Below are 1,101 nucleotides of genomic sequence, written 5' to 3'. Positions count from 1 at the left end.
GAAAGAAATACAACACACCCCACCGCAGCCGCGTTGTGAAAACCCGGCTGTCCGAAGATGAATACGCCGACTTCACAGCGCGGCTTGCGCCCTATGGTATCAGCCAGTCAGAATTTCTCCGGCAGGCGATACGGCGCACCACCATACGCCCCGTTATCCATGTGTCGGCGGTCAATGACGAATTGCTCTCCGCTGTCGGGAAGCTGGCCGCCGAGTATGGCAGGATCGGCGGCAACCTCAATCAGATTGCCCGGTATCTGAACGAGTACGGCGCACCCTACAACGCGCTGTCCGGCGAGATACGCGCCGCCATAGCCGACCTTGCCGCCCTCAAGTATGAAGTCCTCAAGAAAGTAGGTGACGCGGTTGGCAACACTCAAGCATATCAACTCTAAAAATGCCGACTACGGAGCCGCCGAACAATACCTGCTTTTTGAGCATGACGAGTTTACCATGAAGCCCGTCCTTGATGAAACCGGCAGGCTTATCCCCCGCGAGGACTACCGGCTGTCCACGCTGAACTGCGGCGGCGAGGATTTTGCCGTTGCGTGTATGCGGGCAAATCTCCGCTATGGGAAGAACCAGCGGCGGGAAGATGTGAAAAGCCACCACTATATCATCAGCTTTGACCCACGGGACGGCCCGGACAACGGCTTGACTGTAGACCGGGCGCAGGAATTGGGCGAGAAGTTTTGCGCCGAGCATTTCCCCGGCCACCAAGCCCTTGTATGCACCCACCCGGACGGGCATAACCACAGCGGCAACATTCATGTGCATATCGTCATTAACAGCCTGCGGATTGAGGAAGTGCCGTTCCTGCCCTACATGGACAGGCCAGCCGACACGAAAGCCGGGTGCAAGCACCGCTGTACTGACGCAGCCTTGCGCTACTTCAAGTCCGAAGTCATGGAGATGTGCCACCGGGAGGGGCTTTACCAAATCGACCTCTTGAACGGCAGCAAGAACCGCGTCACAGACCGGGAGTATTGGGCGCAGAAAAAGGGACAGGCCGCGCTGGACAAGCAGAACGCCCCCATGATTGCAGGCGGTATCACGCCCCGGCAGACCAAGTTTGAAACGAACAAGGAGAAGCTGCGGCAG

The 1,101-nt window shown here is 58.0% G+C and carries 2 protein-coding genes; both read left to right on the top strand.

Annotation, left to right across the window (positions count from 1 at the left end):
* Window positions 1–395 (top strand): plasmid mobilization relaxosome protein MobC (gene mobC, locus B5F19_RS16810; protein ID WP_087292913.1); only part of this gene is annotated, 395 nt, incomplete at its 5' end.
* Window positions 367–1,101 (top strand): relaxase/mobilization nuclease domain-containing protein (locus tag B5F19_RS16805; protein WP_162612608.1); only part of this gene is annotated, 735 nt, incomplete at its 3' end. The genes mobC and B5F19_RS16805, both read left to right, overlap by 29 nt.

This window comes from Pseudoflavonifractor sp. An184 (assembly GCF_002160305.1).
Classification (GTDB): domain Bacteria; phylum Bacillota; class Clostridia; order Oscillospirales; family Oscillospiraceae; genus Lawsonibacter; species Lawsonibacter pullicola.
This window is presented reverse-complemented; position numbering and strand designations above follow the sequence as displayed.